Raw genomic sequence first — 24,458 nt, forward strand, 5'->3', positions numbered from 1 at the left:
GGATCAACTTTCCCGCATTCCAGTGAAATCGTCGGGACACTCTCCCGACTGATCTTCAATGTTTTCGCCGCGCGATAAAAATCCGCCAGAACTTTACACATGCGCGTGCTATTCTTTTCTGTGACCTTTGGCTGCAATCCGCAGAACTCCGGCCATTCTAGCTCCGCCGCTTGTTGCCGAGTGTGACCTTCCAGATTGGCATCAAAATCCGGATGGTTTTGGGTGCGGCGCTATAATCTATCCAAATTGTCAAAGAGACTGAATCAAAGCCGCCAGAAGATAGGCCATCAGGACCAATGTAGGAAAGGCTTATCAGGCCCTAGCCATCCGCGATGATGTCCGCGAACCGCTGACGGTCGACATTGCCGCCGGACAGGGTGATGGCGGTCCGGTCGGTCAGCCCGACCTTGCCGGCAAGAATGGCAGCCAGCGCAACCGCACCGCCCGGTTCCACGACCAGGCGCAATTTCTCGAATGCGACCCGCATCGCGTGATGTACCTCGGCGGCGGAGACTGCGATCCCTGTCGCGCCGCGATTGCTCAGAATGTTGAACGTGATTGGAGCGACGCTGAGCGTCTGCAGCGCGTCGCAATCGGTCGCGGGCGGGTTATCTCCGACCGGCACGATTGCTCCGCCTTCCAGCGAACGTTTCATGTCGTCCCAGCCTTCCGGTTCGACGACCGCGATTTTCGCATCAGGGTTGGCCAGAGCCGTCCCGCTGGCAAGACCGCCACCGCCGCAACAGATGACCAACTGATCCGGCTGATATCCGGTGCGCGCCAGCATTTGCTCGCGTATCTCGATACCGCAACTGCCCTGCCCTTCGACGATCCACGGATCATCAAAGCTGGGCACCACGATGGCGCCGGTTTCCTGCGCCAGATCAGCCGCCAGTTGCACCCGGTCACCGCTCATCCGGTCATAGGTTATGACCTTGGACCCCATTGCCCTGGTGTTCTCCAGTTTTGCTTTGGGCGCATCCTCGGGCATGATGATCGTTGCCGATATATTCAGTTCCCGGGCAGCCCAAGCCACGCCCTGCGCGTGATTGCCACTGGAGAATCCGATAACTCCGCGCTTCTTCTGATCGTCGTCAAGGTCGGTCAATCGGTGCCAGCCACCGCGGATCTTGAACGCACCGATCGGTTGCAAGCATTCCGCTTTGCACCAGATTGTCGTGCCGTCAATTTCCAGTGGCAACAGCGGCGTAGCGGGCAATATCGCGCCGATTTTCTGTGCGGCTCGCTCCACCCCTGCCAGAGTGGGTTGCCGTTGCGGGTCCATCAGGTCTTGCTCTGTCATAGTCTCTCCCTATATGCGGGTTTCTCATTTCTCCAGCATTTAGAGTGAAAATCATGGGTAAAATTTTGGTGATCGGCGCCGGCGGCGTCAGTTCGGTAGCGGTGCATAAAATGGCGCAGCTTATTGCAGCGGGCAACGGCCCCTTCACCGAGATCATCTTGGCCAGTCGCACCTTGTCAAAATGCGAAGCGATTGCCGAGTCGGTCAAAGAGCGGACCGGTGTGGCGATATCCACGTCCCAGATCGACGCTGATGATGTTCCGGCACTGACCGCGCTGATCGAGCGGGAAAAGCCCGATCTGGTGGTCAATCTGGCGCTGCCCTATCAGGATCTGCCGATCATGGATGCGTGCCTCGCGACCAAGACCGACTATCTCGATACCGCCAATTATGAACCGCGCGACGAAGCCAAGTTCGAATATAAATGGCAGTGGGATTATCAGGACCGGTTCAAGGATGCCGGCATCATGGCGCTGCTCGGCTCCGGCTTTGACCCGGGCGTGACCAGCGTGTTCACCTGCTGGCTGAAGAAACATCATTTTGACCGGATCGACACGCTCGACATTCTCGACTGCAACGGCGGCGATCACGGCCAGCATTTTGCCACCAATTTCAATCCCGAGATCAATATCCGCGAAGTCACCGCCAACTCGCGGCATTGGGAGAATGGCCAGTGGGTCGAAGGACCGGCTCTGACCCAGAAACAGGAATTTGATTTCGAGGCCGTCGGTCCGAAGAATATGTATCTGATGTATCACGAGGAAATCGAGTCGCTGAAGACGCATCTCCCGGAAATCCAGCGGATTCGCTTCTGGATGACCTTTGGCGACGCTTATCTGACCCATCTCGAAGTGCTGCAAAATGTCGGCATGACACGGATTGATCCGGTGATGTACGAAGGCCGCGAGATCATCCCGCTCCAGTTCCTGAAAGCTGTGCTGCCGGAACCGGCCAGCCTCGGCGAGACGACCAAGGGCAATACCAATATCGGCGTCATCGCAACCGGCGTGAAGGACGGTGTCGAGAAGACGCTCTACGTGAAGAATATCTGCAGCCATGAAGCGGCTTTCGAGGAAACCGGCAACCAGGGTGTCAGCTATACCACCGGCGTTCCGGCGATGATCGGCGCGGCGATGATGCTGTCCGGCCAGTGGAAGGGCGATGGCGTTTTCAACATGGAAGAATTCGATCCGGATCCGTTCATGGCGATGCTGAACGAGCATGGCCTGCCATGGACATTGGAAGAATTGGAAGCACCTTTGGCTTTCTAGGATGGAGACCAAGGCAGGCGATCCCGGCGCTTTTGCGCATTTTGATCTGGGCCGCGTGCCCTCGCCCGCCTTTGTCGTGGATGAGGCTGCTGTGCGGCGGAATCTGGCGATATTGGCGGATATCAGGGAACGATCCGGTGCCAAGGTCCTGCTGGCGCTGAAGGCCTTTTCCATGTGGTCTCTGGCGCCGCTGATTGATGAATATCTCGATGGCTATTGTGCGTCGGGACTCTGGGAAGCGCGGCTTGCGAAGGAACATTTCCGCGGGCCGATCAGCACCTATTCTCCTGCTTATAAAGCTGACGATCTGGCCGAACTAAGCCAGATTTCGGAACATATTACTTTCAACAATCCGTCGCAGATTGAACGATGGAAAAGTGATTCTCATCAAGAGATTACGCTTGATAGTTCTGAAATTGGCTTAAGAATTAATCCGCAAATCCCGCTCGGCGAGACCGAGAAATATGATCCGAGCCAGCCGCATAGCCGCCTCGGCTTCCCGATCAGCCAGCTGGCACCAGAGCATTTCCAGCATTTGAGCGGCATCCACTTTCATAACCTGTGCGAACAGGGCTTCGACGCGCTGCAACGGACATGGGAGAAGGTGGAACCATTCATCGCGCCGCATTTCGGCTCGCTCAAATGGATCAATCTGGGTGGCGGGCACCATATCACGCGCGATGATTATGATCGCGAGGCGCTGGTGGGTTTCCTGAAAGATCTGAAAGCGCGGTCGGGCTGCGACATCTATCTCGAACCCGGTGAGGCCGTGGCGCTGGATGCAGGGATATTGGTCGGCGAGATACTGGATGTCTTCGACAATGGCATGCCAGTCGCGATCACCGATATCTCGGCGACCTGCCATATGCCGGACGTGATCGAGGCGCCCTATCGCCCGGCGATGCTGGGAGAGCGGAGCGACGGCACGGCCGTTCGTCTCGGCGGCCCCAGCTGTCTTGCAGGCGACATCATCGGTGATTATATCCTGCCCGTTGAGCCGCATGTCGGGCAGCGGATCGCCTTTCTTGATCAGGCGCATTATTCGATGGTCAAAACCAACACGTTCAACGGTGTTCCCCTGCCCTCAATCTGGCTGTGGAACAGTGAAAATGACGAGCTGAAATGTGTCAAAAGCTTCGACTGGTCGACATTTCGTGACCGTTTGAGCTAGAAAATTGACCTGTTGTGGCAATTTCTGTAAATGCAGGTCTTTACAGATTAATCCAGCGGCCATATAGCCGCGCTTCGCTGCCCCATGGCCGCTTGCGAATCCGCAAGGCAGCTCAATCGATCTTAGCCGATAGGGGGTCCCTTGAGTTGCACTATTACCATGATGCTGAGGAGCTAACGAGGGCTCTCAGCCCCGATATTCCAGTTTTGCTAAACCGGCCACACGCTGCCCGTCGTGCTGCGCGCTATTTCGTCGAGCAATTTCCCGGCAAGTCGCTCTATGCGGTGAAGGCGAATCCGTCGCCGACATTGCTGCAGCTGCTGTGGGAAGAAGGCGTCACCCATTTCGACGTCGCCTCGATCGACGAAGTGCGGACCGTCCGCGCGGCGCTGCCAGAAGCGACGCTCTGCTACATGAACCCGGTCAAACAGCTCGCGTCTGTGCGCGAAGCCTATCACGAGCATGGCGTGCGGATTTTCTCGCTCGACAGCATCGAGGAGCTGGAGAAGATCGAACTGGGCACCGGCAATGCCGAAGACCTGACGCTCTGCGTCCGGATTCGCGTGGCTTCGGAATTTGCCGAAATCAGCCTTGCTTCGAAATTCGGTATCGATGTCGATGAATCGGCCGAACTGCTGCAGCGTGCGCGGCAGCGGGCCGACTGCCTCGGCATCTGCTTCCACGTCGGCAGCCAGGCGATGACGCCGCTCGCCTATGTCCATGCTCTGGAGCGGGTCCGTACCGCGATTGTCGGCGCGTCGGTGACCGTGGATATCGTCAATGTCGGCGGTGGTTTTCCGTCCATCTACCCCGATCTGGCGCCGGTTTCGCTGAACCATTATTTCACCGCGATCGACCGCACATTCGAGGATCTGCCGATCAGCTATTCCGCCGAACTGTGGTGCGAACCCGGTCGCGCCCTGTCGGCCGAATATAGCTCGCTGGTGGTCAAGGTCGAGCGCCGGCGCGGCAACGAACTGTTCATCAATGACGGCGCCTATGGCACCCTGTTCGACGCGGCCCATATCGGCTGGCGCTTTCCGGTACGCCAGGTTGGTGCCGATGAAGTTGATGGCGCGACGACGGGCTTCAGCTTTTACGGCCCGACCTGCGATGACATGGATTTCATGGCCGGCCCCTTCGTCCTGCCCGACAGCATCAAGGCCGGTGACTATATCGAGATCGGCATGATCGGCGCCTATGGCTCGGCGATGCGGACCAAGTTCAACGGCTATGGCAGCAGCGAGGAATATGATGTCGCCGACGAGCCGATGGCCAGCCTCTATGTCGGTGAAAATCTCGACCGGTCGGATCGCGACAATGTGGTGTCCTTTCCGAGCGCATGAACCGCAAACTGGGTTGCAATTGACAATCGGTTACAGTTGACGCAGTTTCTTCCGGTTTCGGGAGGACAAGAATCATGGATATTGCGATTTTGGCACCGGCGGCCGTGCTGGTCTTATGGTCTTTGATCATGCTGCTCTGGATGGCGGGAACGAGATTTCCCGCGATGGCGAAATCCGGCGCGGATCTGGCGAATGCCAAGCCGGGCGGCCGGGGCAGCGATCTGGAAGGGGTGATCCCGGACAAGGTAAACTGGAAGTCCCACAATTACACCCATTTGATGGAGCAGCCGACACTGTTTTACGCGACGGTTGTCATTCTGGCTCTTACCGGTGCGGGGCACGGGATGAATCTCTATCTGGCCTGGGCCTATGTGATCATCCGGATCATTCACAGCATCTGGCAAGCGACCGTCAATCTGGTGAAAGTCCGCTTTCTGCTCTTCATATTATCGACCATCTGCCTGCTGATCATGGCGGTTAACGCCCTGTGGGCCACGCTTTTCTAGTTTTTAACAATATTCGGGAGGAAATTTAATGGACAACAGCCCCTTGCTGCAACCGATGGTTGCGCTCATTCTATGGACCATGCTGATCTGGCTGTGGATGTATGTCACGCGGATTCCGGCGATGAACAAGGCCAAGATCGACACCGCCAATCTGGTCGGCGGCAAAGGCGGCGATCTCGACGAACTGCTGCCGCCGGAAGTGCAGTGGAAAGCGCATAATTATAACCATCTCCTGACCGAACCGACGCTATTCTATGCGATATGCGTTGTGCTGATCCTCGCCGGACAGGATTTTGGACTGAACCTGACCATTGCCTGGATCTATGTCGGTCTACGCGTGGTGCACAGCTTGATCCAGGTCACCAGCAACCGCGTGATCTTCCGCTTTTCGGCCTTCGCGCTGTCCAGCCTGTGCATTATCGCGCTGGCCATCCACGCGGCGCTTGCCGTCTTTCACTAGATGAGGGATATCCTGCAAGGGGTTTGCCCCTTGCAGGCCTGGCTAGCGGCTGAAGCTGGAGACAAGCTCGACATGGGTCGACCAGAGGAACTGGCCCACCGGCCAGACCTGGTCGAGCTTGTAGCCGGCATCGCAAAGCTGTTTCGCATCGCGCGCGAAACTGGCGGGATTGCAGCTGATATAACAGACTTTCGCGACATCGGACTGGGCCAGTTGCAATATCTGTTCGCGTGCACCGGCGCGCGGCGGATCGAGAATGACAGCATTGAAGCGGTTCAGTTCCTCGACGCTTAGCGGCCGGCGGAACAGATCGCGATGCTCGCAGAAAATCTGGCGAGTCGAATGGTTGGCCGCCATTTTCAGCGAACCGATCGCATCCCGCGCGCCTTCGGCGGCGTAGACTTTCTGGTCCGGGCCCAGAGCAAGCGTGAACGTACCCAGACCGGCGAACAGGTCCGCAACCAGACGCGCCTCGCCGACCGTTTCCAGCATGGCGGCAACCAGCGCCTGCTGGCCTTCCCGCGTCGGCTGCAGGAAGCTGCTGTGCGGAAAACTGACCACGGTTCCGCCCAGCGTGACCGTCACCGGTTCCGGCTCCCACTGGGTTTCCGGGCCATAGCCGCCATCGACCGACAGACGCGCCAAACCATTGGCCTGGGCAAAGGCGGAGAGGGCTTCCCGCTGTTCGAGACCTTCCGGCTCATAATTGCCGATCAGCAAATCGATACCCTGATCGACAAGGGTCATCTCGATATTCATGTCATGTTTGCGGCGGGAGGCTTTTTTGAGAAAGGTCCGGAGCGGTGCGAGCAGTGCGAACAGCTCCGGTGCCATGATCTCGCATTGCTTGAGGTCGACGATCCGGTGGCTGCCCGCACCGCTGAACCCCAGCTTGAACTGGTCGCCGAGCTTGGCCGCGCGCAGGCTGGCGCGAATCCGGGTTCTGGGTTGCGAAATCTGCGGCGGGTGGAGTTTTCCGGCCACCAGCCCCTGTCCTTCCAGCGCATAGGCCACGCGTTCGGTCAGGAAGCGGGCGTAGCTCTCGGCATCGAGATGTTGCAGGCTGCAGCCGCCACAGGACTGGAAATGCTGGCAAGGCGGCTCGACATGATGCGGCCCCTTGATCAGACCGCCTTCACCATTCAGACGGTCGAGCGGCGCGGAAAAGGCGATATGGCGGCCATCGGCGGTCACGCCGTCCCCCTTCGCGGCGACGCGAATGATCAGGTCTGGATCGGCGGTCGCGGTCATAAACATTCCTGCAAGCTGGCGGGGATCTGGTCGACAAGCATTTCCGGCGTAAAAGCGGCGCCGGCCAGTTGTCCGGCCCGGCTGTGCAGCCACTGGCCTTCGCAGGCTGCCTTATAAGCACTCAGGCCCGTTGCCAAGCGACTTGCGATGATCCCGGCCAATATGTCACCAGTGCCCGCCGTGGACAGCCACGGGCAGTCCTGGGCTGATATCAATGCCTTGCCGTCGGGACCGGCGATCACCGTATCCGAGCCCTTCAGCAAAATGCTGCATCCGGACTGCTGCGCGAGTTGCCGGCTGTCGTCGATTTTATGCTCGGGCGCGCGTCCCGTAAGGGAGGCGAATTCTCCGCCATGGGGAGTCGCGATCGTCTCGGCAGAACGCCCTTTCACAAGATCGGTGAATTGCGGTCCGGCAACGGTCAACGCGTCGGCATCAATCACCAGCGGTGCAGCGGCTGCCAATGCGATTGTAAGAAGCTCCTTCGCCCGGCCATCCCGGCCCAGGCCGGGACCGACGATGATCGCGGAAATGCGCTTGTCGGAAAGCTTTTGCTGCAGGTCCGCCATGTCCTGCACGGTTTCGACCACGATACTGGGGTGGGGCGATGAAAAGCCGGAGGGCGCAAGGATTTTGACATAGCCCGCACCCGCTTTCTGGGCCGCCATCGCAGTGAGTTGCGCGGCGCCGGGCATCGCGCCGGCGACCACGGCAACCAGACCGCGGCTATATTTATGATCCAGCGATGTCGGTCCGGATATCCGCGGTTTCGGCAATATTTCCAGATTGCTGTCCGCCGATATGCCGATATCGATGCCGACCAGATCGCCCATTTTCGAGCGCGCCGGTTCGAGATAAAGCGAGGGCTTGCAAGCCCCGAGCGCAATGGTCGTATCAAATGCCGGCACATCGTTGAGCAGGGTCCCGTGATCGGATTCGACCCCGCTGGGCAGATCGATCGCGACCCGCCGTTTCGCCCCGGCGAACAGCCGCGTAAAATCGGCGAACCACTCTTCACCGACGGCGCGGGTCAGTCCGGTACCGAAGAGACAGTCGACAAATTGTGCGGCCGGCTGCGCATCGTGCAGACTTACGGTCTTGCCCTGCCACAACGACCTGGCATGCCGCGCCGCTTCGGTCTCCGGTTCAAGCGGGGCGGCAACGCGGACATCGACGCCTTTTTCGAGCAGCCACTGGGCGATGACATAGCCGTCGCCGCCATTATTGCCCGGGCCGCAGAGCACCACAGTCTGCATGTCGGCGGCAACCCGCCAGATCATCTGCGCGGCCCCCTGGCCGGCGCGGCGCATCAGTTCCTCGACCGAGATTCCGGAGTCGATCAGCGCCTGTTCCGCCCGCTTCATTTCAGCGGCGGTCAATATATTCCCCTGATTGATCAAGCGCGCCTCTAGTTTCCGGACTGGACCGGTTCTTCTTGAGCGTCGGCCGTTGCGCCGGCAGCGGGTCTAATCTGTGCCGGCAGCAGATATTTGTCGGGACCGACACTGACCATGATCTTGCCATCCTCGACGATCGAGACACGAGCCTTGTCAAACCCGTCGGCGGCTTCCAGGCCGTGGCCGTCGGTCAGGACGTTGAACCGGCGAAAGCCGCCATCGGGATGGCGGATGATCATCGTCACCCTGCCCTCGCCGCTCAGTCTTTCGGTGAAGCAGTCCCGGGAAAAATCGCTTTCGCCATTGATCGCGCATTCGATCTTTCCGTCGTCAACCGCCCGGTCTGCCGCCCGTTTTTCCGCTTGGGCGAGCACTTCATTGTCCGGCCTGTTCTCGCAGGCTGTCAGCAAGAGGGTTACAGCGACAATATTAGATATCCGCATAGACATGTTTTTCAGCCTTGGCTCCCGGATGGGTCACCGCACCCTGATAGGCCGGCCCCACATTCTGCGCATAGCGCCACAATGCTCCTGAACCATAATCGGTTTCGCGTCGTGTAAATTTTTTGCGGCGCTCTTCCAATATTGCCTCGTCGACTTCCAGGTCGATGATGCCCTTCTCGGCGTCAATATTGATCATGTCGCCATCCTCGATCAGGCCGATAGGTCCGCCATCGGCCGCCTCCGGTCCGACATGGCCAATGCAGAAACCGCGAGTGGCGCCCGAGAAGCGGCCATCGGTGATCAGCGCGACTTTCTCGCCCATGCCCTGCCCGTAGAGCGCAGCGGTGGTGGCCAGCATTTCGCGCATGCCGGGCCCGCCTTTGGGTCCCTCGTTGCGGATGACGACAACAGCGCCTTCCTTGATCTGCCGGTCTTCGACGGCCTGGAAAGCATCTTCCTCGCACTCGAAGACCTGGGCCGGACCGCGGAACTGCAGGCGTGCCATGCCGGCGACCTTGACGATCGCGCCTTCTGGCGCCAGCGAACCGCGCAGACCGACGACGCCGCCGGTCGGGGTGATCGCATTTTGTACGTCGAAGATTACTTTCTGGTCCGGATTCCAGACGATTTCCTCGATATTCTCGCCAAGCGTCTGGCCGGTAACGGTGATGCAGTCGCCCTTGATCAGACCATTGTCCATCATCGTCTTCATCAGCATATAGACACCGCCGGCATCGTGCATGTCCTTGGCGACATATTTGCCGCCCGGCTTGAGGTCCGCCAGATAGGGGGTGGTCTTGAAGATTTCCGCGACGTCGAACAGGTCGAAATCTATACCCGCCTCGCTGGCCATGGCCGGCAGATGAAGAGCCGCATTGGTCGAGCCACCCGTTGCGGCGACCACGCGGGCCGCGTTGACAAACGCATCCCGGGTACAGATATCGCGCGGGCGCAGGTTGCGCTCGATCAGGTTCATGATCTGGCGGCCGGCGGCGCGCGCCATGTCGTCGCGAGTTTCATAGGGGGCCGGCGCCATATTGCTGTTCGGCAGCGACAGCCCGATCGCTTCGGCGACGCAGGCCATGGTGTTGGCGGTAAACTGGCCACCGCAAGCGCCATGGCCGGGACAGGCGACCTTCTCCAGTTCGATCAGCTCCTGCAGCGGGCAATTGCCGGCGCTGTGCTGACCGACCGCTTCGAACACGTCGACGACCGTTACATCATGGTCGTGGAAGCGTCCGGGCAGGATCGAGCCGCCATAGACGAAAATCGACGGCACATTGAGCCGCAGCATCGCCATCATCATACCGGGCAGGCTCTTGTCACAGCCGGCATAGCCGATAACCGCGTCATAGCAGTGGCCACGAACGCTCAGTTCGACGCTGTCGGCGATGACCTCGCGAGAAACGAGCGAGGCTTTCATGCCCTGATGGCCCATGGCAATGCCGTCGGTGACAGTGATCGTATTGAACCGGCGCGGCGTACCGCCGGCCTCGATCACGCCTTCACGCGCGATATCGGCCTGACCGTCGAGTAATGTGTTGCAGGGCGCGCTGTCGTTCCCCGCGGAAGCGATGCCGACAAAAGGTTTTGCGATATCTTCCTCGGTCATTCCCATGGCATAATAATAGCTGCGCTGGGGGGCGCGTTCGGGACCGACGCTGACGTGACGGCTGGGCAAACGGGATTTATCGAATCTGTTGGTCATTCTGGCTTTCCAATATGGCAATTTCCGGATCGTCCTTCCAAAAGTCCGCCGGTTAAGCAAGGGCCGTTCTTATTTTATCGCAACTACGCAATAAAATATCAGCGAAACGGCGCTGTCCCGCCTCTTCGCGGATCAGATCCTGGCGGACCTCGACGCCGATATAGGGCTGGCCGATGGCTTCGCACTGACGGTTCATCGTCGCGTTGAGGTCCTTGCCCGAATAAGGCATCTGGTCTCCGACGATCAGCCCTTCCTCCTCGCCAAGAAATTGCAGTGCAAGACGCGGGGCGGTGTCATATTCATTATACATGATGCCCATGTCCCACGGGCGTCTCAGCTGCGGGTTGGTCCGCAGCACCGGCGAAAAACTGTGCAGCGACGCCACCAGTGCCGGTTTCAGATCAGCGATCAGCGCCACGACCCGGTCATGATAGGGCGTGAAAAAGCGGTCCAGCCTGGCCTGTCGCTCCTCGGAAGACAGATGATTGCCGGGAATGTCGACACCATCGCTTTGCGTCACGATAACGGCTTCTTCGTCAGGATAGCGGTTGAGATCGACGATCAGCCGGGACGCGGTGCTGAGTATCGCAAGATAGCCGCCCTGCTCCGTCATCCGCCGGGCTATCGGCGCGATGCCGGGATCATAGGCGATATGGTCGGTGACATATTGCTGGGAAATACCCAGATCGATATCGTCCGGTATGTGGTTTGAGGCATGGTCGACCACGATCAGCACCCCGCCCTCGCGAGGGACTCCGGAAATTTCATAGGCTTCGGTCATCGGATCATCCCTGTCATCGTCCAGATCGGCACCTTCGCCCCGCGACAGCGGCGCTCGGCATCCCGGGCCTCTGCCAGACTTTCGAACAAGCCGAAACAGGTCGCACCGGACCCCGACATCCGGGCCATCAACGGCTGGCAGTCTTCCAGCATCCCGACGATCCCGGTCAATATCGGTACCATGGCGACAGCCGGCGGCTGCAAGTCGTTTCTGCCGTTGCGTGCGGACTGGAGCGCCGGCCCGATTTCGAGCGCGCCGCGATCAATACCGTCCCAGGCGGCGAATATATCGGCTGTCGAAACCGGCACCAGCGGATTGACCAGCAGCGCAGCGGTACCGCGCAGGTCTGCATCGGCAACCGGCTCCAGATCCTGTCCGATTCCGGTGCCGCGACAGGTCCGGCCGGCGACGCAGGCCGGTACATCGGCGCCCAGCGGCTTGGCGATATCCGCCAGTTCTGCGGTCGAAAGGCCGAGCTTCCAGAGCCGGTTGAGCAGACGCAGAGTCGCTGCGGCATCCGCCGATCCGCCGCCAATTCCCGATGCCACGGGCAGTCTTTTGTCGAGCCGGATGCGGGCGCCCTGTTTCCCACCGGACTGGTCCGCCAACAGCCGGGCCGCCTGCACGACCAGATTGTCGATAGCACTCAACCCGTCTGCAAAGGGACCCTCTATCTCCAGCGTCACGCCATCGCCCGGCTCCGCAGAAATCACATCGCCCCGGTCGAGAAAGGCGAATATCGTTTCAAGCGCGTGATAGCCGTCCGGCAACCGCCGGCGGACATGGAGCGCCAGATTGATTTTCGCATAGGCCGTTTCGCTGTCCGGCATGACCCGGTCTGGATCGGACATCAGGGGGAGACGAGATCGGGCCGGAGCCCCAGGTCTATTTTGCTCGCCAGGCGCTGCGCATCCTCGTCCTCCGCGAACAGTTTCGCTGTTTTCCAGGCGTAGCGTGCTTCATAGAGACGGCCGACGGTCCAATAGGCGTCCCCGAGATGCTCGTTGATCGTCGGGTCCTGCGGCTGGCCTTCGAGAGCGGTCTCCAGATAGGCCACGGCGCGCTCATGCTCGCCGGTAATGAAATAGGCCCAGCCCAGCGAATCGGTGATCGCGGGCGAGCTCGAGCGCAGTTCATGCGCCTGTTTGATCGCGGCAACGGCTTCCTCTTCATTTTCCCGCCGTTCGAGCTGGGCATAGCCGAGATAATTGAGAATCGTCGGGGAATTGGGCAGCAGTTCATTGGCCTTCCGCAGCGATTCCAGCCCTTCTGGCCAGATTCCCGCCTGTTCCTGTGCGCCGCCCAGTGCGAGCCAGTAATTGGCCATGACCAGATCGGACCGCTTTGCCTGCTCGCCCAGCGCGACCGCTTGTGCAAAGGCAGCGGCGGCCGCCGCATTTTCGCCCAGCGCCTGCAGCGTCTGCCCCTTCAATATATAAAGTTCGGGCGCCTCCGGGTTGCCGTCCAGAGAGGAATCGAGCCGGCCAATCGCCCGGCCATAATCTTCATTTGCGACAAGACTGGCGATCTCGGAACTCAGTCCGACAAGAAAATAGGGACTGTCAGGGCCGATCCGGGAATATTCCGCCACCGCCAGATCATGATTGTCCGCCATCGCATAGGACCGGCCAAGCGTCAGCCTTGCATAGTCGGAATCTCCGGCGACGCGGGTGCTGGCCAGCGCCAGGACCTGCGAGAGAAATTCGGCCCGCTGCGACGCAAGATCGTTCGACAGCCGCTGGAACAGGAAGGCCAGCCCGGTGGATGGCGTCACCTTCTGCGCAACGCCCTTTTTCTGTCCGGCCTCGATCAGCTGATATAATTTTTGCTCCGGCGCGGTGGACTGGAATTTCAGGATTTCCCTCGCCGTGGCCGTCTCGTTCCTGGCCCAGAAATGGCGAGCCGCGATTATCCGCACCGGCGCCATGCGCGCTTCGTTGCGCTCGACCAGCGCGGCGAGCAAGGCGAGCGCCTCGTTTTCCCGTCGCCGGACCAGACTGTGGAGGATCAGATGCTCCTCCAGATAATAGCGAGACGTCGCATTGCTGCGGGCCTGCGCAAGGATCGCGGTGCCGTCGCGACCTCTTGCGGTTTCCAGCCATGCCCCGAGATAGGGCTGGAGAAAGGCGAAATTCTCGAGCGCCTCCAGTTCGACAGTCGCCAAATCGGCACCGTTCCAGTCGCGCTGCGCAAAGGCCACCGCATAGAGCACGAGCGGCATTTCCGGCTCGGCCTTGCCGCGCAGTTGCAGAACCCGGACGGCTTTCGCCGCCAGATCGAAATCGCCCGTTTCGATGGCACTGACATAGGCTTTTCCGGCCAGCAACTCGTTGTCCGGTTGCTCCTTCAGGCCTTCCGCATAGATTGCGGCCGCAACCCGGGTCTCATCGGAAGACTCGGCGAGCCTCGCTTCGACAAAACGATTGAGTGCCGCGCTGCTTTCGCCGCGGCTGGCAAGCGCCGGTGAGGCGGCTTGTCCGGCGACAAGCAGCGCACATAGACCGAGACTACATATTCGGATAATTTGGACCTCCGCCGCCTTCCGGAACGACCCAGTTGATATTCTGGGACGGGTCCTTGATATCACAGGTCTTGCAATGCACGCAATTTTGCGCGTTGATCTGGAACTTGGGCTGACCCGCTTCGTCCTCGACAAATTCGTAAACACCCGCGGGGCAATAGCGTGCCGAAGGACCGGCGAAGACCGGCAGATTGACATCGACCGGGATATTCGGGTCTTTCAGCTGCAGATGGACCGGCTGGTCTTCTTCATGATTGGTGTTCGACAGGAAGACCGAGGACAGGCGATCGAAGGTGATTTTCCCGTCCGGCTTCGGATATTCGATCTTCACGCAATGTTCGGCGCGCTTCAGACGCGACCAGTCAGGGTGCAATTTCATCGTGAACGGCATTTTGATCTTCAGATGCTCGGCCCACATGTTGATGCCGGAGATGATCGTGCCGAGGAAATCGCCATATTTCTCGACCGCCGGCAGGACGTTGCGGACCACGCGCAATTCCTCGCGCACCCAGCTGTTCTCATAGGCGGTGCCGTAAGCGGCCAATTCGTCATTGCCACGGTCTGCCACGATTGCCTCATAAGCGGCTTCTGCGGCCATCATACCGGTCTTCATCGCGGTATGCGTGCCCTTGATCCGCGGCACATTCACGAAACCGGCGGAACAGCCGATCAGCGCGCCACCGGGGAAATATAATTTCGGAACAGCCTGGAAACCGCCGTCATTGATCGCCCGCGCGCCATAGGAAACGCGCTTGCCGCCTTCCAGGATCTTGCGGATTTCGGGATGCAGTTTCCACCGCTGCATTTCCTCGAATGGCGAGAGATAGGGATTTTCGTAGTTCAGCCAGGTAACGAAGCCGAGCGCGACCTGGTTGTCGGCCTGATGGTACAGAAACCCACCGCCATTGGCGCCTTCGCTAAGCGGCCAGCCCTGGGTATGGATGACCCGGCCCGCCTTGTGCTTGGCCGGATCAATGTCCCACAATTCCTTGACGCCAAGGCCGTAGATTTGCGGCTGGCTTTCGGCATCAAGCGCGAACTGGTTTTTCAGGATCTTGGTCAGATGACCACGCGCGCCCTCGGCAAAGAAAGTATATTTGGCGTGCAGTTCGAGACCGGGTTCGTAATCCGGCTTGTGGCTGCCGTCGCGGGCAACGCCCATGTCGCCGGTGGCGACGCCTTTGACCGAACCGTCCTCATTGTAGAGAATCTCCGCCGCAGCAAAGCCGGGAAAAATCTCGATACCCATATTTTCCGCGCGCTCGCCCAGCCAGCGGCACAGATTGCCGAGCGAACCAGTATAGGTGCCCTTGTTGTGCATGAACGAGGGTGTCATGAAATGGGGAAAGGCGAATTTCTTTTTCTTGGTCAGAATCCAGTGATGATTCTCGGTGACGGGCGTCTTTGCCAGCGGGCAGTCCTCGTCCCGCCATTGCGGGAAAAGCTCGTCCAGACCTTTGGGATCAATCACCGCACCGGACAGGATATGCGCACCGATTTCGGAGCCCTTTTCCAATATGCATACCGAGAGGTCCTTGCCTGCCTCGTCAGCAAGTTGCTTGAACCTTATGGCTGCGCTGAGACCGGCGGGGCCGCCCCCGACTATCACCAGATCATAAGGCATTGACTCTCGTTCACTCATGTCGCTTTTCCTACAGTTCTTGCTTTTATTCTCTTGTACATTCGGTCCGTCGTAAACCGCAACCCGCTGGGCAGAAACCTGCTTTCTCGCCAATTGACCTATTCGTCAACTCATGACTCTATGCATAAATGAATTTAATCTCTGCACAAACGCCTAATCCATCTGCTGAGTCGATGATCCACAGCCTGCAGGACTGGTGGTCGCTGGCCGGCGTCGAGCTGGATTATGCTGATCAGCCGGCGGCGCTTTTGGCCGAGGAAAAGCCTGCTCCGGTGACCCAGGCGCCACCGCCGGCAACCGTTACGGAACGCAAGCCGGAAGCAGCAAAAATCCCGGTGAACAACGAACCGCTGCCAGCCACCTATCCGGAATTTATCGACTGGTTGGCCACGGGCGACGGCCTGATCGAAGCCGGCTGGTCACGGGAAAGAGTGTCTCCGCAAGGGGACATCGAACCGGAAGTCATGGTCGTTTCGGCGCTCCCGGAAAAAAACCGCAATGGCGAGGCGCAGCTGTTCAATACCGAGAACCGGCAGCTGCTGGAGAAGATGCTAGCGGCAATCGGCTGCGATTCGGATCGAACCTATCTTGCCAATATCGCCGTGTCTCTTTCCTATGACGGCCGCATAGACGAGCAATATTGGCCAACGCTCAAAACACGGCTGCTGCATCATGTCGGCCTGGTCCGTCCGAAACGCATCATCTGTTTCGGCGACCTGGCGGCGAAGATCCTGTTCGGACAGGATTTGCTGACCGCGCGCAAAAATAAGCAATTTATTAACCATAGTTCCTCACAAACAGAAGCGATCGTGACATTTCACCCGCGGATCCTGATCGAGCGGCCATTGTTCAAGGCCGAAGCGTGGAAGGATCTGCAAATGCTGACAAGGATTTCTGCCTCGTGAAACTGAAATTTGCACTGACCGCTTCGCTCCTCACCCTCGTTGCAACGCCCGCGCTCGCCGATGACGGAGCGGTTCTTTACAACAGCGCTTCGGTTGCCAAATATGTGCCCTCGCAGCTCAAGCAGCAGCAGTCCGAACATTATCGCGCCCTGTTTTCGGCGATGAGCAGCAATCACTGGGACGTGGCGAAAAACCTGATGGACAGCGCGCCGACCGGCCCGCTGAAGCCTATCGCGCAAGCCGAATATTTTCTGGCCGCCAACAGTCCGCGGGCAGAACTCGGCCCCTTGCTGACTTTGGTCAACGAAGCACCGCAGATCCCGCAGGCCGCCCAACTGGGTCGGCTGGCACAGAAACGCGGCGCACAATTGCTGCCCGACCTGCCCCAGCGCCGCAATCTGTCCTGGATTCCCGGTTCTCCGATCCGCTCGAAACCCAAGGATGTGAACTCCGACAGCGCGGCCAATGGCGTGCGCGGGCAGATCATCGATTTCATCAAGAATGACAATCCGCAGGGCGCGGAAGCGCTGCTGAACGCCAACGCCGGCCAGATGTCGTCCGAAGGGCGGACGGAACTGGAGCAGCGGGTGGCCTGGTCCTATTATATCGAGAATGACGACGCATCCGCACTGCGGCTCGCCCGGCAGGCGCTGAACGGCTCCGGCGAATGGGTCGGCCACGCGAACTGGGTGGCCGGACTGGCGGCCTGGCGACTGAATGACTGCCGCTCGGCAAGCAGCGCCTTCGAACAGGTTGGCCGGTCGGCGACCAATGTCGACCTGCAGGCTGCCGGTCTCTACTGGAGCGCCCGATCGGATCTGAAATGCGGTCAGCCCGAACGCGTGCAGGGCAAGCTGCAGGCCGCGGCCCGTTTCGATGACAGTTTTTACGGCATGCTTGCAGCGCAGACGCTTGGCATGGAGCCGGGCAAATCCGAACAGGGTGAGTCTTTCGAGAAATCGGACTGGCGCGCGCTGGAACGGCACGAAAATGTCCGGGCTGCCATCGCTCTGGTGGAAATCGGCGAAGAGCAGTTGGCCGACGAGGTGCTCCGGCACCAGGCGACGATCGGCGACAGCGGCGACCACCCTGCCCTGATCAAGCTGGCACGGGAGCTGGATCTGCCCCGCACCCAGCTCTGGCTCGCCCATAATGCGCCGCGCGGCATGAAGCCCGATGTCCAGGCCCGTTATCCGGCGCCAAAATGGAAACCCGATGGTGGCTGGCGCGTCGATCCGGCATTGGTCTATGCCCATACATTGCAGGAATCCGCGTTTCGCAGCAAGGTAGTGAGCCCCGCCAACGCCATCGGCCTGATGCAGGTCCGTCCCGGAACCGCCGGCGATATCGCCCGGGCCAATGGCCTGAATTTCAGCGAATCCGACCTCTACCGGCCCTCGACCAATCTCGAATATGGCCAGTCCTATCTCGAATATCTCGGCAAATCATCGATAACCGGCGGCAAGCTGCCGAAGATCGCGGCGGCCTATAATGCCGGCCCCGGTGCGGTCCAGCGCTGGAACAGCGAAATAAAGGACAATGACGATCCGCTGCTGTTCATGGAAAGCATTCCCTATGTCGAGACCCGCGGCTATGTCTCGATCATATTGCGCAACTACTGGATGTACGAGAAGCAGGCCGGCGTCCGGTCGGACAGCGCCCGCGCCCTGTCGCAAAACCACTGGCCGCAATTCCCCGGCAACCCGGACCGGCGCCGGACCCAGTTCACTGCCCGCTGAGAATATTTCCAGACATTAAAAAGCCGGGCCATGCATTGCGCATGGCCCGGCTTTTTTGTTCGGAATATCCTGTCGCCTAGTAGCGATAATGGTCCGGCTTGAACGGGCCTTCGACCGGAACGCCGATATAATCGGCCTGGTCCTTGCTCAGCTTGTCCAGTTTCACGCCCAGTTTCGCGAGATGCAGTTCTGCGACTTTCTCGTCGAGATGCTTCGGCAGAACATAGACATCGTTTTCATATTGTTCCGGACGCACCCACAGTTCGATCTGTGCCAGCACCTGGTTGGTGAAGCTGGCTGACATGACAAAGCTCGGGTGCCCGGTTGCGCAGCCCAGGTTCACCAGACGGCCCTGCGCCAGAACGATCAGCTTCTTGCCATCCGCAAATTCGACTTCGTCGACCTGCGGCTTGATTTCGGTCCACTTCATGTTTTTCAGACCGCTGATCTGGATCTCGCTGTCAAAATGACCGATATTGCAGACGATCGCCCGGTCCTTCATGGCGCGCATGTGATCAACGGTGATGACGTCCTTGTTGCCGGTCGTGGTAACAAAAATATCGCCCCGTTTGGTGCCTTCTTCCATGGTCACGACTTCAAAGCCTTCCATGGCTGCCTGCAGCGCGCAGATCGGATCGATTTCGGTCACGAGAACTCGCGCGCCGCCGTTGCGGAGCGACTGGGCCGAGCCTTTGCCGACATCACCGAAACCGGCGACAACAGCAACCTTGCCGGCCAGCATGACGTCGGTGGCGCGACGGATCGCGTCGACCAGCGACTCTTTACAACCATAGAGATTGTCGAACTTGGACTTGGTAACGCTGTCGTTGACGTTGATCGCCGGGAAAGGCAGCTTGCCGATCTTGGCCAGTTCATAGAGGCGGTGAACGCCGGTGGTGGTCTCTTCCGAAACGCCCTTGATCGCTTCAACCGTGCGGGTCAGATAGCCGGGACGTTCAGCAAGAAAGCGTGTCAGGGTCGCGACAAAGACTTCTTCTTCTTCATTTTCCGGCTTGAACAATTCTTCACCGGCTTCCACCCGCGCGCCCCAAAGCGCGAACATGGTGGCATCGCCGCCATCATCGAGGATCAGGTTGCAGGTCTGGTCGGTGCCCCAGTCGAAGATGCGTTCGACATAGGCCCAATATTCTTCGAGTGTTTCGCCCTTGATTGCGAAGACGGGGGTTCCGCCCGCGGCGATCGCAGCTGCGGCATGATCCTGGGTGGAGAAAATATTGCAGGACGCCCAGCGCACTTCCGCGCCCAGTTCCAGCAATGTTTCGATCAGCACGGCGGTCTGGATGGTCATGTGCAGCGAACCGGTGATCCGCGCGCCCTTCAGCGGCTTTTCAGCGCCGAATTCCTCGCGCAAGGCCATCAGGCCCGGCATTTCGGTTTCGGCTATTTCAATTTCCTTCCGACCGAAATCGGCGAGGGAAATATCCTTGATGATATAATCCTGGGTTGCGGTGGCCACGTCATGTCTCCTTGAAAAACGAAATGCCGCACGGGTAATCCGGTGCGACAACATGGCTTTTCAATAGAGGCTCGCGTCCGTGGAAGCAAATATAAAGATGTCTTTATATTTGATATTTTGTGAGCCTGTTATGCCGCAGGCCGTAACAATCAACCGGTCAGGCGCTGCCGAAACCGCTCGACAGCTTGGTCGGGTCGATGCCCAGAGCATCCCATGCCATCAGCCATTTGTCGCCGGAGCGGCGCTCGTAGAGCCAGTCGGGCGATCCCTCGGCAATGGTCCAGCCATTTTGCGTCAATTCGCTTTCCAGCTGCCCTTCACCCCAGCCGGAATAGCCGAGCGCGATAATCCATTGTTCAGGGCCGCGTCCCTGGGCGATGGCATTCAGCATGTCGACCGAGCTGCTGAGCCCCCAGCGGTCTCCCACCTGCATCGTGTCCGACATGTTGATATCGAGACTGTGCAGGATGAAACCGCGCTGGGTCTCCACCGGACCGCCGAGAAAAACGTCGCAATCGGGCGCTTCGGTCGTATCGATATCGAACTGCCGGAGAATATCGTGAAAACGGATGCCCTCCATCGTCTCGCCGATATTGATGCCCAGAGCGCCGTTTTCATCATGCGAACAGATGGCTACCACCGAACGGGAAAAGCGGGGATCGGCCATTCCGGGCGTGGCGAGGAGAAACTGACCGGAGAAAAAGACGGGATCATTCATGGGGACCAGCATAGCGTCGCAAATATGAACTTCCCATGGCAAATGTCACAAGTCCCATTGCTGGTCGTTTTGCCAGCTTGCATTTTCATCCCTCTGTCACCACTATCAACTGCAGAGGCATGCGTTCTCAGCCCGATCAAAACCAGGAGCAAGATATGATTAACAAAGGCGACAAGATTCCCGAAGTAAAACTGGTCAAGGCGACCGCCGACGGTCCGCAGCAAGTCAGTTCCAGCGAATATTTTGCCGGCAAGAAAGTGGCGCTATTTTCCGTACCCGGCGCGTTCACGCCGACCTGTTCTGCCAAGCATCTTCCCGGCTATGTCGAGAAGGCGGCCGATTTGAAAGCCAAGGGCGTTGACGAGATTGCCTGCACCGCTGTCAATGACGCCTTCGTGATGGGCGCATGGAATGACGCAGCCGGTTCGGACGATGTGACCATGCTCGCCGACGGCAATGGCGATTTCGCCCAGGCGGTTGGCCTGACCATGGACGGATCCGGTTTCGGTCTGGGCCAGCGCGGCCAGCGCTTCTCGATGATCGTCAATGACGGCGTTGTCGAAGAACTGAACGTCGAGGCACCGGGCGACTTCAAGGTCAGCACAGCGGAATATATGCTCGATCAGCTATGATTCGGGCGTCTCGGGATTGACAGCATAACCCTCCTTGATCCGCATCTCGATAGCGCGGATCGCCTGAATATCTTCAAGGGGGTTGCGCTGCAAAACCAGAAAACTGGCTTCGCAGCCAGCATCGAAACAGGCGATTTTTCTTTCGGGAAAAATCGCCTGTGCCGTTTGTGCCGTGGCCAGGTCCAGAATTTCGGCATTGGTAAAGGTGTGGCTCGCGGCTCGTGCCACCAGCCCGTCGATTATCGTCGAACCATAAGCATTGGATCCAATGGCCAGAGGCGCGCCGGATTCGCGCAACATATCGATATTGCGATCCTCCATCGCGACGGTCCATTCAGGCCGTTCCTTTGCCCATTCCGAGGTGATCAACGTTGTGACCATATTCGCGCTGGCCGCGCTCTGGGCGTCGGCTGCGTCAATCAGACATTCCTCGTCGCTATCCGGGGGCGAGCGGTAGATACCTTCGGCAACCGCCGCCTGGTAACAGGGAATGTGCGAGAGGATGGCGGCTCCGGCCTCCACCGCAAGCCGGAAATCTGCCACCGATGAAGCCGCGATCAGCAGTCGCAAATCGGCGGCGCGCGCCTTGTCCGCAATCGCAGCAAGCAAAGCGGGGTTCAGCCCGCCCCCGGCCCAGCTGTCGCCCCGGTCTTCGCCAAAACGTTCGCTATTGCGCAGATAGATTTTGATCACGTCGGGCCGCGTGGCTGCAATCAACGGCCATTTCGCATCGATATCGGACGCATCCTCGATAATATAATAGGCGTTGTCCGCCTGTTTCCGGCTGGCACGAATGGCTGGCTGGTTGGCAACCTGCTGCTCGAAGCTGTAAAACCGCAAGGCATAGGCTTCGTAGATTTCGGCCGGATGGCTGTCGAGGCCGGTAATGCCCCCCAGGGCAGTCAAAACATCGACATTCTGCGGACCGGAAAATTCAGACCTGATCTTTGCAACCGACCGGGCGGGCGCCGTGGCGGTCAGCGCATAAAATATGCCGTCTTGCAGAAATTGCGCGCGCTGGGCCGGAAAACCAAAGCTGCCGTCAAAGGCATGGGTGTGCGCATCGGCAAATGGCGGGATCAGATAGCGACCTTCTAGGTCGATGATCCGGTTAGCCGGTCCTGCGGAAGGCTCGACAAACCGGCCTCCCTTCACGAAAAGCGGATCGGAACGAAACCGCGTGCCGTCGAACCAATGTGCGTTGCGCAGTTCCGTGATCTGGTCTTCGTCGAAATGCCAATCGGCCAGGGCAACCGGTTCATCGGTCGCTACCCTCGCCTGTCCCTCAACCGGCGACGGGAAGGCCGCCCATAACAGGGCGGCCACACACATCAGACTGGTCTTACCATCCACAGGCCTTGCCTCGGTTCTCCTCTTTCAGCCAGTCCATCAGTGGCGCGAAATAGCTGATCATGGCCGAGCCGTCCATTTCCCGCGTTCCGGTAAAGGCTTCCAGCGCATCGGGCCAGGGCTTGGATGCACCCATTTCCAGCATTGCGTTCAGCTTCGCGCCGACCTGTTCGTTGCCATAGAAGGAACAGCGGTGCAGCGGCCCTTTCCATCCGGCTTCGTCACAGGCAGCCTTGTAGAACTGGAACTGCAGGATCCGGGCGAGGAAATAGCGCGAATAAGGCGTGTTGCCCGGAATGTGATATTTTGCGCCCGGATCGAAGGCGTCGGCGGGCCGGTCAACCGGTGGCGCAATGCCCTGATAGTCCAGCTTCAATCCATGCCAGGCGCTCGTATAGTCATCCGGCTGGATGCTGCCCTCGAATACGCCCCAGCGCCATTTATCGACCAGAAGGCCGAACGGGAGGAAAGCAACCTTGTCCATTGCCTGACGCAACAGCAAGCCGATATCCTTGTCCGCGCTCGGTACCTTGTCAGCGTCGAGCAGTCCGACCTGGACCAGATATTCCGGTGTGATCGACAGCGCGATCGCGTCGCCGATGGCTTCGTGGAAACCGTCATTGGCACCGTCGAGATGCAGGTAGCTCTGCTTGTTATAGGCGCGCTGGTAATAATTATGGCCAAGCTCGTGGTGGATGGTGGTGAAGTCATCGCCATTGACCTTGATGCACATCTTGATGCGGATATCGTCCTTGTTGTCGATATCCCAGGCGCTGGCGTGGCAAACGACTTCGCGATCCGCCGGTTTGGTGAACAGCGACCGCTGCCAGAATGTCTCGGGTAGCGGTTCGAAACCGAGTGAGGAGAAAAAGCCTTCACCCGCCTTGACCATCTTCATCGCGTCATAATCATTGGCGACCAGCAATTCGGTCGTGTCATAGCCGATATCGCCGGCCCCTTCCGGCGCCACGACATCATAGATATTGCCCCATTCCTGCGCCCACATATTGCCGAGCAGATCGGCGCGGATCGGACCGGTCTCGGGCTGGACTTCATCGCCATATTTTTCGTTGAGCTTGTCGCGGGTGTAGCAGTGCAGCTGGTCATAGAGCGGCTTGACCTGCGCCCAGAGCTTGTCGGTCAGCTTGGCAAAGTCATCGGCCGGCATATCATAACCGGACCGCCACATCGCGCCAACATCGGCAAAACCGAGTTCGCGGGCACCTTCATTGGCGATTTCCACCATGCGGGCATAATCATCCTTCATCGGCGCGCCGACATTGGTGTGCCAGCTTTCCCACATTTCAGACAGTTCATCGGGATTGCGATTGGTACCCATCGCCGCTTCGATGTCCGAACCGTTGATTTCCTTGCCGTTGAGCGTGCCCTTGCCCTTGCCGTAAGCCGAGTTCAGCTTGGTGGCGATCTCGTTCAGCTCCGTCGAAGCGCCCTCTGTAGTCGGAGCCGGAAGCACGATCCCGCCGCGCAACTTGTCCAGCTTTCGTCGGGTGACAGCATCCAGTCCCTGGACATTGTTGAACTTGGCCGCTTCAAGCGCGGCGTTGACCGACATCGTAGTGCCTTCTGCGCCGACCTTGGCCGCCAGAGCGTCGGTATCATCGGTAATGAAGTTCGAATTGATCCAGTAAATGCGCGCAGCATCGACGGAAAAATCGAACAGCTTCTGCTCGGTTTCGGCGACAAATTGCTGTGCATCGGCCGCTGTCGGAGCAGCCGTTTCCTCCATCACGTCATTTTCATGGTCTTTTGCCAGGGCTGGGGTGGCCAGTGCCATGGTGGCGATTGCGACGATCGAAGCGGCGGTTTTCATAGATGG

General features: G+C 59.1%; 21 protein-coding genes. 8 read left to right on the top strand and 13 right to left on the bottom strand.

Features of this window, described 5'->3' with window-relative positions; translation table 11 throughout:
* Positions 1 to 319: 319 nt before the first annotated feature.
* The gene (locus tag CHN51_RS15395; RefSeq protein WP_240616762.1) at positions 320 to 1,303 is read right to left on the bottom strand and encodes a threonine/serine dehydratase; all 984 of its coding nucleotides are present in this window, start codon (positions 1,301 to 1,303) and stop codon (positions 320 to 322) included.
* 53 nt (positions 1,304 to 1,356) lie between these two features.
* On the opposite strand from CHN51_RS15395, the gene CHN51_RS15400 reads away from it, so the two are divergent.
* The 5 genes from CHN51_RS15400 (at position 1,357) to CHN51_RS15420 (ending at position 6,057) form a co-directional block, all read left to right on the top strand.
* On the top strand, positions 1,357 to 2,574 hold the full coding sequence (locus tag CHN51_RS15400) for a saccharopine dehydrogenase family protein (RefSeq protein WP_100094813.1): 1,218 nt from the start codon (positions 1,357 to 1,359) through the stop codon (positions 2,572 to 2,574).
* A 1-nt stretch (position 2,575) separates the two neighbouring features.
* Positions 2,576 to 3,745, top strand: coding sequence for a carboxynorspermidine decarboxylase (locus CHN51_RS15405; RefSeq protein WP_100094814.1), 1,170 nt, complete (start codon positions 2,576 to 2,578; stop codon positions 3,743 to 3,745).
* Positions 3,746 to 3,891: 146 nt separating this feature from the next.
* Positions 3,892 to 5,091, top strand: a complete 1,200-nt coding sequence (locus CHN51_RS15410; protein WP_100094815.1) for a type III PLP-dependent enzyme — start codon at positions 3,892 to 3,894, stop codon at positions 5,089 to 5,091.
* Between the two features lie 74 nt (positions 5,092 to 5,165).
* Complete coding sequence (locus tag CHN51_RS15415) at positions 5,166 to 5,597, top strand: MAPEG family protein (protein WP_100094816.1); 432 nt, start codon at positions 5,166 to 5,168, stop codon at positions 5,595 to 5,597.
* A gap of 28 nt (positions 5,598 to 5,625) precedes the next feature.
* Positions 5,626 to 6,057, top strand: a complete 432-nt coding sequence (locus tag CHN51_RS15420; RefSeq protein WP_100094817.1) for an MAPEG family protein — start codon at positions 5,626 to 5,628, stop codon at positions 6,055 to 6,057.
* A gap of 42 nt (positions 6,058 to 6,099) precedes the next feature.
* On the opposite strand, the gene CHN51_RS15425 is transcribed toward CHN51_RS15420, so the two are convergent.
* The 8 genes from CHN51_RS15425 to CHN51_RS15460 all read right to left on the bottom strand — a co-directional run bounded on the left by CHN51_RS15425 (position 6,100) and on the right by CHN51_RS15460 (position 15,800).
* Positions 6,100 to 7,308 carry a class I SAM-dependent RNA methyltransferase gene (locus CHN51_RS15425; RefSeq protein WP_100095686.1) on the bottom strand — a complete coding sequence of 403 codons (1,209 nt, stop codon included), beginning with the start codon at positions 7,306 to 7,308 and terminating at the stop codon, positions 6,100 to 6,102.
* Positions 7,305 to 8,687 (bottom strand): NAD(P)H-hydrate dehydratase, encoded by a 1,383-nt coding sequence (locus CHN51_RS15430; RefSeq protein ID WP_240616763.1) that lies wholly within the window; start codon positions 8,685 to 8,687, stop codon positions 7,305 to 7,307. Before CHN51_RS15430 ends, CHN51_RS15425 begins: the two co-directional genes overlap by 4 nt.
* 29 nt (positions 8,688 to 8,716) lie before the next feature.
* Positions 8,717 to 9,154: a hypothetical protein gene (locus tag CHN51_RS15435; protein WP_240616764.1), complete on the bottom strand. Its 438-nt coding sequence runs from the start codon at positions 9,152 to 9,154 to the stop codon at positions 8,717 to 8,719.
* Positions 9,135 to 10,856, bottom strand: coding sequence for a dihydroxy-acid dehydratase (gene ilvD / locus CHN51_RS15440; protein WP_100094819.1), 1,722 nt, complete (start codon positions 10,854 to 10,856; stop codon positions 9,135 to 9,137). The genes CHN51_RS15435 and ilvD overlap by 20 nt, the downstream gene beginning before the upstream one ends.
* 52 nt (positions 10,857 to 10,908) lie before the next feature.
* Positions 10,909 to 11,637, bottom strand: coding sequence for an N-formylglutamate amidohydrolase (locus CHN51_RS15445; protein ID WP_100094820.1), 729 nt, complete (start codon positions 11,635 to 11,637; stop codon positions 10,909 to 10,911).
* Positions 11,634 to 12,488, bottom strand: coding sequence for a 4-(cytidine 5'-diphospho)-2-C-methyl-D-erythritol kinase (locus tag CHN51_RS15450; protein WP_240616765.1), 855 nt, complete (start codon positions 12,486 to 12,488; stop codon positions 11,634 to 11,636). The genes CHN51_RS15445 and CHN51_RS15450 overlap by 4 nt, the downstream gene beginning before the upstream one ends.
* On the bottom strand, positions 12,488 to 13,963 hold the full coding sequence (locus CHN51_RS15455; protein ID WP_123906333.1) for a tetratricopeptide repeat protein: 1,476 nt from the start codon (positions 13,961 to 13,963) through the stop codon (positions 12,488 to 12,490). The genes CHN51_RS15450 and CHN51_RS15455 overlap by 1 nt, the downstream gene beginning before the upstream one ends.
* 181 nt (positions 13,964 to 14,144) lie before the next feature.
* On the bottom strand, positions 14,145 to 15,800 hold the full coding sequence (locus tag CHN51_RS15460) for an electron transfer flavoprotein-ubiquinone oxidoreductase (RefSeq protein WP_100094822.1): 1,656 nt from the start codon (positions 15,798 to 15,800) through the stop codon (positions 14,145 to 14,147).
* 128 nt (positions 15,801 to 15,928) lie between these two features.
* On the opposite strand from CHN51_RS15460, the gene CHN51_RS15465 reads away from it, so the two are divergent.
* A complete protein-coding gene (locus CHN51_RS15465; RefSeq protein WP_100094823.1) occupies positions 15,929 to 16,705 on the top strand; it encodes a uracil-DNA glycosylase family protein in 777 nt (258 codons plus the stop codon).
* Complete coding sequence (locus tag CHN51_RS15470; protein ID WP_240616766.1) at positions 16,702 to 18,444, top strand: lytic transglycosylase domain-containing protein; 1,743 nt, start codon at positions 16,702 to 16,704, stop codon at positions 18,442 to 18,444. Before CHN51_RS15465 ends, CHN51_RS15470 begins: the two co-directional genes overlap by 4 nt.
* A gap of 76 nt (positions 18,445 to 18,520) precedes the next feature.
* On the opposite strand, the gene ahcY is transcribed toward CHN51_RS15470, so the two are convergent.
* On the bottom strand, positions 18,521 to 19,921 hold the full coding sequence (gene ahcY, locus CHN51_RS15475) for an adenosylhomocysteinase (RefSeq protein ID WP_240616767.1): 1,401 nt from the start codon (positions 19,919 to 19,921) through the stop codon (positions 18,521 to 18,523).
* 157 nt (positions 19,922 to 20,078) lie between these two features.
* Positions 20,079 to 20,639 (bottom strand): YqgE/AlgH family protein, encoded by a 561-nt coding sequence (locus CHN51_RS15480; RefSeq protein WP_240616768.1) that lies wholly within the window; start codon positions 20,637 to 20,639, stop codon positions 20,079 to 20,081.
* 155 nt (positions 20,640 to 20,794) lie between these two features.
* Between CHN51_RS15480 and CHN51_RS15485 the strand changes: the two genes are divergently transcribed.
* Positions 20,795 to 21,271 (top strand): peroxiredoxin, encoded by a 477-nt coding sequence (locus tag CHN51_RS15485; RefSeq protein ID WP_100094827.1) that lies wholly within the window; start codon positions 20,795 to 20,797, stop codon positions 21,269 to 21,271.
* Here CHN51_RS15485 and CHN51_RS15490 read toward each other — a convergent pair.
* Together CHN51_RS15490 and CHN51_RS15495 are read right to left on the bottom strand one after the other, a co-directional pair.
* Entirely contained in the window at positions 21,266 to 22,624 is a 1,359-nt protein-coding gene (locus tag CHN51_RS15490; RefSeq protein WP_100094828.1) for a hypothetical protein, read from the bottom strand. The genes CHN51_RS15485 and CHN51_RS15490 overlap by 6 nt on opposite strands.
* Positions 22,614 to 24,452 (bottom strand): M2 family metallopeptidase, encoded by a 1,839-nt coding sequence (locus tag CHN51_RS15495; RefSeq protein ID WP_100094829.1) that lies wholly within the window; start codon positions 24,450 to 24,452, stop codon positions 22,614 to 22,616. The genes CHN51_RS15490 and CHN51_RS15495 overlap by 11 nt, the downstream gene beginning before the upstream one ends.
* Positions 24,453 to 24,458 lie beyond the last annotated feature (6 nt).

The sequence above is a fragment of the Sphingorhabdus sp. YGSMI21 genome, assembly GCF_002776575.1.
In the GTDB taxonomy this organism is placed as follows: Bacteria; Pseudomonadota; Alphaproteobacteria; order Sphingomonadales; family Sphingomonadaceae; genus Parasphingorhabdus.